At 75.3% G+C, this 6,688-nt stretch carries 7 protein-coding genes; 2 read left to right on the top strand and 5 right to left on the bottom strand.

Going from position 1 to position 6,688, the window contains the following annotated elements; all coding sequences use genetic code 11:
* Positions 1 to 161: 161 nt before the first annotated feature.
* Positions 162 to 809 carry a hypothetical protein gene (locus tag ACWDCZ_RS13025; protein ID WP_375876547.1) on the bottom strand — a complete coding sequence of 216 codons (648 nt, stop codon included), beginning with the start codon at positions 807 to 809 and terminating at the stop codon, positions 162 to 164.
* A gap of 93 nt (positions 810 to 902) precedes the next feature.
* Here ACWDCZ_RS13025 and ACWDCZ_RS13020 point away from each other — a divergent pair, with 93 nt between their 5' ends.
* Both ACWDCZ_RS13020 and ACWDCZ_RS13015 read left to right on the top strand, forming a co-directional pair.
* Positions 903 to 1,538 carry a TetR family transcriptional regulator gene (locus ACWDCZ_RS13020; RefSeq protein ID WP_449815981.1) on the top strand — a complete coding sequence of 212 codons (636 nt, stop codon included), beginning with the start codon at positions 903 to 905 and terminating at the stop codon, positions 1,536 to 1,538.
* Positions 1,535 to 2,296 (top strand): TrmH family RNA methyltransferase, encoded by a 762-nt coding sequence (locus ACWDCZ_RS13015; RefSeq protein WP_449815980.1) that lies wholly within the window; start codon positions 1,535 to 1,537, stop codon positions 2,294 to 2,296. Before ACWDCZ_RS13020 ends, ACWDCZ_RS13015 begins: the two co-directional genes overlap by 4 nt.
* A 40-nt stretch (positions 2,297 to 2,336) precedes the next feature.
* On the opposite strand, the gene ACWDCZ_RS13010 is transcribed toward ACWDCZ_RS13015, so the two are convergent.
* The 4 genes from ACWDCZ_RS13010 to ACWDCZ_RS12995 all read right to left on the bottom strand — a co-directional run bounded on the left by ACWDCZ_RS13010 (position 2,337) and on the right by ACWDCZ_RS12995 (position 6,445).
* Positions 2,337 to 3,683, bottom strand: a complete 1,347-nt coding sequence (locus ACWDCZ_RS13010; RefSeq protein WP_449815979.1) for a peptidoglycan-binding protein — start codon at positions 3,681 to 3,683, stop codon at positions 2,337 to 2,339.
* A gap of 157 nt (positions 3,684 to 3,840) precedes the next feature.
* Complete coding sequence (locus tag ACWDCZ_RS13005; RefSeq protein WP_449815978.1) at positions 3,841 to 4,752, bottom strand: pyridoxamine 5'-phosphate oxidase family protein; 912 nt, start codon at positions 4,750 to 4,752, stop codon at positions 3,841 to 3,843.
* 15 nt (positions 4,753 to 4,767) lie between these two features.
* Positions 4,768 to 5,238 carry a VOC family protein gene (locus tag ACWDCZ_RS13000; RefSeq protein ID WP_049652819.1) on the bottom strand — a complete coding sequence of 157 codons (471 nt, stop codon included), beginning with the start codon at positions 5,236 to 5,238 and terminating at the stop codon, positions 4,768 to 4,770.
* Between the two features lie 184 nt (positions 5,239 to 5,422).
* Positions 5,423 to 6,445 carry a hypothetical protein gene (locus ACWDCZ_RS12995; protein ID WP_079272005.1) on the bottom strand — a complete coding sequence of 341 codons (1,023 nt, stop codon included), beginning with the start codon at positions 6,443 to 6,445 and terminating at the stop codon, positions 5,423 to 5,425.
* Positions 6,446 to 6,688: the final 243 nt, after the last annotated feature.

The raw sequence follows: 6,688 nt of genomic DNA, 5'->3' as shown, positions 1-6,688 counted from the left end.
CCGCGGCCACCCCCTGCGCCACCCCCTCCCGCAGCGCGTCCCTCTCGCCAGAGGGGAGGGGCGGGTGGGTGGGGGTGGGGGTGGGGCCCTGGTGCGGGAGTGGGTGGGCGCGCCCGCTGGGGGTGGGGGAGGGTGCTGAGGGGCGTGACGGGTGCGTGGGGTCAGGCGGCGTGGGCGGCTTGGAGCCAGTTGGTGAACTCGCAGGCGAAGTGCCACTGGTGGCCGGTGGGGAGGAGGTCGGGGGCGGCTTCGGGGAACTGGACGGTGAGGCGGATGCGGAGGCCGTCGGGGGTGTCGGCGAACTCGTGCATGACGTGGAGGACTTCGGTGCCGTCGGCGAGGGTGCCGGTGCCGCCGATGCGGACGGGGAAGGTGGCGTTGCCGGGGGTGTCGTGGAAGTGGAGGAAGAAGCGGGTCGGGGTGGTGCCGAGGGTTTCGATGATCTCGACCCGGTCGCCGGTGGAGTCGGCGAGGTAGTGCTCGGGGTTGGCGGCGAGGAGGGCGGTGCGGTCGCCGGAGTGGAGGCGGGTCTGCCACCAGGTGAGGAAGGTCCGGGCGTCGATGCCGGTGGCGGTGAGTTCGGTGACGGCGGTGCGCCAGTGGCCGGCGGAGGCCTGGGCCCAGGTGGTCAGGGCGGTGTCGGCGGCGGTGGTGTCGGGGGTGAGGAGTTCGCGGGTGCGGGTGTCGCCGAGGCGCTGCTTGAGGAGGTGCAGGGCGGCGCGGGCGCGGTCGAGTTCCCAGGCGAGGACGGCCTCGCGGGGGTGGGGGGTGCCGTCGATCTCGGTGCGGATGGTGAGGCTGGTCGGCATGGTGGCGCTCCTCCGGGAGAGGCGGAGAGTTTTTCTCCGCTTCTGGTGACGCTAGCATAGGGGGAGAGATTTTCTCCGGTTAGGGAGTTGTGGATGAGGGCCGACGCGGAACGCAGCCGGCGCAGGATCCTGGACGCCGCCTGCGAGGTGTTCCTGGAGCGGGGCCCGGACGCCCCGTTGGACGCGGTGGTGCGGCGGGCCGGGGTCGGCCCGGGCACGCTCTACCGGCGCTTCCCGGACCGGGAGGCGCTGGTCCGAGCGCTGGTCACCGACCTGCTGGCCCGGCTCGGCGAGGCCGCGCAGGAGGCGCGGCGCGTCGAGGCGGACCCTTGGCAGGCGCTGCGCCGCTTCGTGCACGCCGCCGCCGATCTGCGGATGGGGGCGGCGATCGTGGTGCTGCTGGAGCGCCTGGTGGTGGACGAGGAGCTGGTGGCGGTCCGGCGGGGCACCGTGGAGGCCGTCGAGGATCTGCTGGGCGCCGCGCGGGAGGCCGGGCGGCTGCGCCCCGACGTCGGGATGGGGGACCTGGTGCTGCTCTGCGTCCGGGTGTCCCGTCCGCTGCCGGGCGCCCTGGCGGCGCTGGACGCGGACGGCTCGCTGGTCCACCGGCACCTGGACCTCGCGCTGGCCGGCCTGGCCGCCACGACGGACGGCCCGCTGGGGCGGGCGCTCGGTTTCGACGAGGTGATCGCCGCGGCGGGGCGCCCGGGGGAGACGATGGCGGAGTGAACAGGACGGACGAGGACGGGCTGGTGCGGGCGTGGCGGGCGGCCGAGCGGGAGCCGGGGGCGGTGCTGCTGGACGGCTTCCACGCGCTGAAGCACGCGCTGCGGTTCGGCGGCGAGGTGCGGCGGGTGCTGACCGCGGACCGGGGCGCGCTGCTGGCGCTGGCGGGTGAGTTGGCGCCGGACGTCGTTCCGGCGCTGGAGGGGCTCGCGGTGGAGCTGCCGGAGGCGGCGCTGCGGGGGCTGGTGCCGCGGCTGCACCCGACCGGGGTGGTCGCGCTGGCGGCGCGGCCCGGGGTCGAGGCGAACCGGGCGGTGCTGGGCCGGCTGCCGCGCCGGGCGCCGGTGGTGCTGTTGGAGAACCCGCGCAACCTGGGGAACGTCGGGGCGGTGATCCGGCTCGCGGCGGGCTTCGGCGCCACCGGGGTGGTGACCACCGGGGACCTGGATCCGTGGCACCCGAACGTGCTGCGGGGGAGCGCCGGGCTGCACTTCGCGACCGCGGTGGAGCGGCTGGCCCTGCCGGAGCTGCCGGACGGGCCGCTGTACGTGCTGGACCCGGAGGGCGCGGACATCCGGGACGTGCCGTTCCCGGACGACGCGCTGCTCGCCTTCGGGACGGAGCGGCACGGTGTGTCGGCGGAACTCAAGGACCGCGCCGACCGGTTGGTGGCGGTGCCGATGCGGCCCGGGGTGTCCAGCTTCAACCTGGCGACCAGCGTCGGGATGGGCCTGTTCCACTGGATGTCGGGGAAGCGCTGAGGCGCGGCGCCCGGGTGGGCACCGCGCCTCGGAGGGGGCGTCAGGAGAAGAGCCGGCGCCAGGTGTCGGGGCCCGGGTAGCCGTCGGCCTCGCTGCCGCGCCAGCCCTGGGCCTGCTGGAAGGCCTGGACGGCCCGGCGGTCGCTCTCCGTCCAGCGCGGTCCCGGGCCGACGCTGTACGAGCCGCCGAAGCCCTTGCGGACCAGCTGCTCGCCGAGCTGCCGGATGTGGTCGTTGCTCTGGCCGGGCCCGAAGTACTGCGCGCCGGGGAAGGCGGAGCCCCCGGTGACGGGCGGCGGCGGAGGCGGCAGCGGGGTGCCTCCCCCGCCGCCGATGTTGCGGCCCTTGCCGTTGACCAGGTAGTCCCAGGTGTCCTTGCCGGGGATGCCGTCGGCCTCGGTGCCGCGCCAGCCCTGGGCCTGTTGGAAGGCCTGGGTGGCCTTGCGGTCGGCCTCGCCCCAGCGCGGGCCGGGGCCCTCGGAGTAGAACCCGGCGCCGCCGCGCTGCACCAGCAGCTGGCCGAGCCTGGTGACGGACGCGTTGTTGGCGCCGGGGCCGAACTTGTCGGCCCCGGGGAAGGCGGTGGAGGAGGTGCCGCCGCCGTCGTTGCTGCCGGAGGACAGGCCGGTGTAGCGGTACGGGACGTAGGAGCCGGAGTTGTTCCAGTACGCGTACGGGGTGGAGCGCTTCTTGGCGGAGGGGCCGGTCTGCTCGTAGGCGACGTACTTGGTGCGGGAGGAGTCGGCCCAGCCGCCGAAGATCGTGACGTGCGAGCCGGCCTGGGGGTTGGCCGGGTTGTTGTAGATGAGGACGTCGCCGGGCTGGAGGTCGTTCTTGCCGATCCGCTCGGCGAAGTTGGGCAGTGTCCAGGTGGTCTGACTGCTGCCCAGGCCCCAGGCCATCGAGACGAAGCCGGAGCAGTCCTGGCGGTAGCCGTCCGACCAGTAGCGGCTCATGCTGTACGGCACGCCCTGGTCGACCCAGGTCTGGGCGCGCTGGATGACCTGGGCCCGGGTGAGCGGCGCCGCGGCGGCGCGCGGCGCGGCGAAGGTACGGGCACCGGGGGCCTGGCCGTAGAGGCCGCTGACCTCGCCCTGGGGGGTCTGGGACTGGCTGCTGCTGTTGCCGCCCGGGGTGGGGCCGGGTGCGGGGGCCGCGGTGGCGGTGCCGGCGGCGGCCGCTCCGCCGCCCAGCGCGGTGCCCACGGCGGCCATCAGGACGGCGGCCCGGCGGCGGACGCTGCGGGCGGAGGCGTGTCCGCCCTCGTGGACGGGCGCGGCGTGCAGCCGTGCTCGTCGGCGGGCGTTGCAGCCCCCGCATATGCAGTCCTCCGCCGGTTCGACGTCGTCGAACTCGATGAGCGGGGACAGGGGGTCGGTCAGGGTCATGCTCCGCCTCTTTCCCGGACTATTCCGCGTGTTATCCGGACCAAAGTCCCAAAGCGGGCGCGATGAGTCACGGTGGGTTAGGCCGAACGGGTGAGACCCGTTCGGCTCCCGGGCGTGGCGTGGGTCGGGCGGAGGGTCTAGGCGAAGTGAGGCGGGGTCAGCGCGGGATGGCGGGCGAGTACTCCGGGTCGGTCCAGGTCAGCGGGGTGGCGTCGGCCAGTTCGAGCACGCCGGTGACGGTCAGTTCGACCATCCGCTCGGCGCCCGGGACGCCCTGCCGGGCCTCCTCGGACCAGTCGGTGCGGGCCTCGCCGGTGACGAGCAGCGCTCCGCCGGTCTCCCAGTCGGGCAGCAGCAGGCCGGCCCGCGGGTCCAGCTCCAGGTTCCCGAGCGTCAGGAACATGCTGTTGCCCGGGTACTCGGGCCAGCGCAGCCGGTCCGGCGCCACCGGCTCCAGGAAGCCGGGGAAGCCGCCGCGGTGGGAGGCGTCCACGCTGCCGTCCGGGCCGGTGCTGGCGATGAAGAAGGTGTCCGCGGTGGCCGCCGCCAGCCGCTGGGCGGTGGTCAGCACCGGGCCGGCGGCGACCGTACGGGGCGGGCCGGCGGCGGGGCGGTCCGTCGGGGTGCGGCGCTGGATGTACTTCGGGCAGTTGGCGACCACCTCGTCGGCGTGCACCCGCAGCCCGCCCCGGCCGTCCGGGAGGGAGCGGCCGTTGAGCCGCATCCGGCGCCGGCCGGCCGGGTCCAGCGCGATCGTGCCGACCCGGGCGGGGCCGGCCAGTGCCTCGGCGAGGGGGTCGGCCCCGGCGGGGAGGGCGGCGACGGCCATGGTGCGTTCGTCCGGGGCGGTGAGGAAGCCCGCCGGGCCGGCCAGCTGGGTGGCCCAGATCCGGCCGTCCCGGTCGGCGGTGCCGAGGACCAGCATCCGGCGCTCGGCCAGGAAGCGGGCGGCGACCGCCGGGACGGTGCGGCGGATCGACCGGCCGGCGTGGTCGGCCCGCTCGGTCCGGCCGGCCCGGGCCTGGGCGGCCCGCTCGCCGGGGTGGTACGGCGTGCTGGTGGTGGTCATGGCCGGGCCCGGTTCCTAGAAGAACCCGCAGGTCGGGGCGGTGGCGGTGGGGGCGGCGGCCGCGGTCCCGGCCACGCCGGTGCGGGTGTAGACCTCCAGCCGGATGCCGTCCGGGTCGGTGAAGAAGATGCCGCCGGAGGCCGAGCCCTCGCTGTGCGGGACGACACCGTCGTAGGCGAACTCGGCGCCGAGTTCGCGCAGCAGCCGCTCGGTGGCGCGGACCTCGTCGAGGCTCTCGACCTCGAAGGAGAGGTGGTGCAGGCCGGGGTTGCCGGGGGCGAAGCGGCCCGCGCTCTGCTGCCAGAGCGTCACCACCAGGCGGCCGTCGCGGCCGAGGAAGGCGTGGCGGCGGTCGGGGTCGGTGCCCTCGGCGGTGACGTCGAGGCCGAACACGGCGCGGTAGAAGGCGATCGAGCGGGCCAGGTCGGTGACGTTCAGGCCCACGTGGCCGGTCTGCAGGGTGCGGAGCTGGGCGGTGCTGGACATGCCTGGTCACTCCCGGGGGCTTCGGCTTCCGGCGGGGCAGCTGCCTAACCGGTATTCACGAGAGTAGGAGTTAGGTGATGCAGCGTCAACCAGTGCAGGGAGTCGGAAGGGTCAGGTATTCGGGCGGGCATGCGAAAGACCCGCCGGACCGTGAGGTCCGGCGGGTCTCGAAGGAGCGGAAGGGCTACGCCCACTCCCAGCGGATGCCGATGTGGCCCGGCTGCTGGTCCGGGGCCAGGACGTGGGCGCTCGCCGAGGCGCCGATCCACAGCTGCTCGCGGCGGTGGTCGACGTCGGCCCCCGGCTCGCGGTCGTAGCGCTCGCAGTGCGCCGGGACGGCCGCCGGGTCGAAGTGCACCTGGAGCACGTACTCGCGCACCGGGGTGGCGAAGCGGCGGCTGTACTCCGTGGTCGGGCCGCCGGGCGGGATCTCCACCTCGTACTCGAAGACCGTGCTGTCGCCGAGGCCGAGCGGGCGGTCCAGCATCAGCTCGCCGACGATCAGCCCGGCCTCCGGGCGACGGCGCACCCGGCCCAGCCGGCCGTGCCGCACCGCGGTGATCTCCGGGCAGCCGGCCGCCTCCTCGTCGGCCATGTGCACCACCAGGCAGCGGCCGACGCCGCCGACCGTGGCGCGCACCACCTGGCGCATCCGCAGCAGGTTGCCGCGCCGCTCGGCGTCCACGTAGTAGGAGTCGTGGATGCTCAGGCGCTCCAGCTCGCCGGCCGGCGGGGCGTTCAGCTCGGCGAAGATGTTGGCGATCTCCTGCTCGCCCGGCCAGACGTCCTCCAGCCCGAGGTGGCAGGTGTTGGCCGCGGCGGCCCAGCGGCCGCGCGGGCGCGGCGGGCCGAGCAGCGAGGAGAGCGCGCTGTGCGGCAGCCCGAGCAGCTCCTCCAGCAGGTGGACGGCGCGCAGCGAGCTGGCCCGCTCGGGCTGGCTGCGGCCGCGCCGCCAGTAGCTCAGGGTCGTCACGCTGACCCTGACGCCGCGCCCGGCGAGGGCGGCGCGGATGCGGTCCAGGCTGAGGCCGCTGGCCTCGATCGCCAGGTGGAGGGTGTCCGCGAAGCCGCCGACCGGGGCGAGCCGGCCGGGGGGCGGTCCGGGGGTGGCGGGAGTCGGGCCGGGCGGCCCGGGCGGGCCCGGGCGCTCCGTGTGCGATCCGACCAGCCGCAGCCGCGCGGCGTCCTGAGGTTGCTGTGCGGCCATACGGTGACCCTCCCCACCAGGTGAGTTCGGCGGGACCGGGTCGGCGCCGGGGCGCGCCGCCAGCGGCTTCACCGAGCTTTGGGGAACCCTATGCACGGTCGAGAGGCTACGTCATCAGTCGTGCGTATGACAGTGGTCACGGCAGGTGGACCGAAGGGTTATCGATCTTGAAACAGTCCGGAAACACGGGCCGCTGACCGGGCCCCGGACGGGGCGGCGGACTGCTCCGTCAGGGCCCGGGAC

The sequence above is a fragment of the Kitasatospora sp. NPDC001225 genome (genome assembly GCF_053597855.1).
The sequence above is the reverse complement of the archived record's forward strand: the minus strand, read 5'-3'. Positions and strand labels throughout refer to the sequence as shown.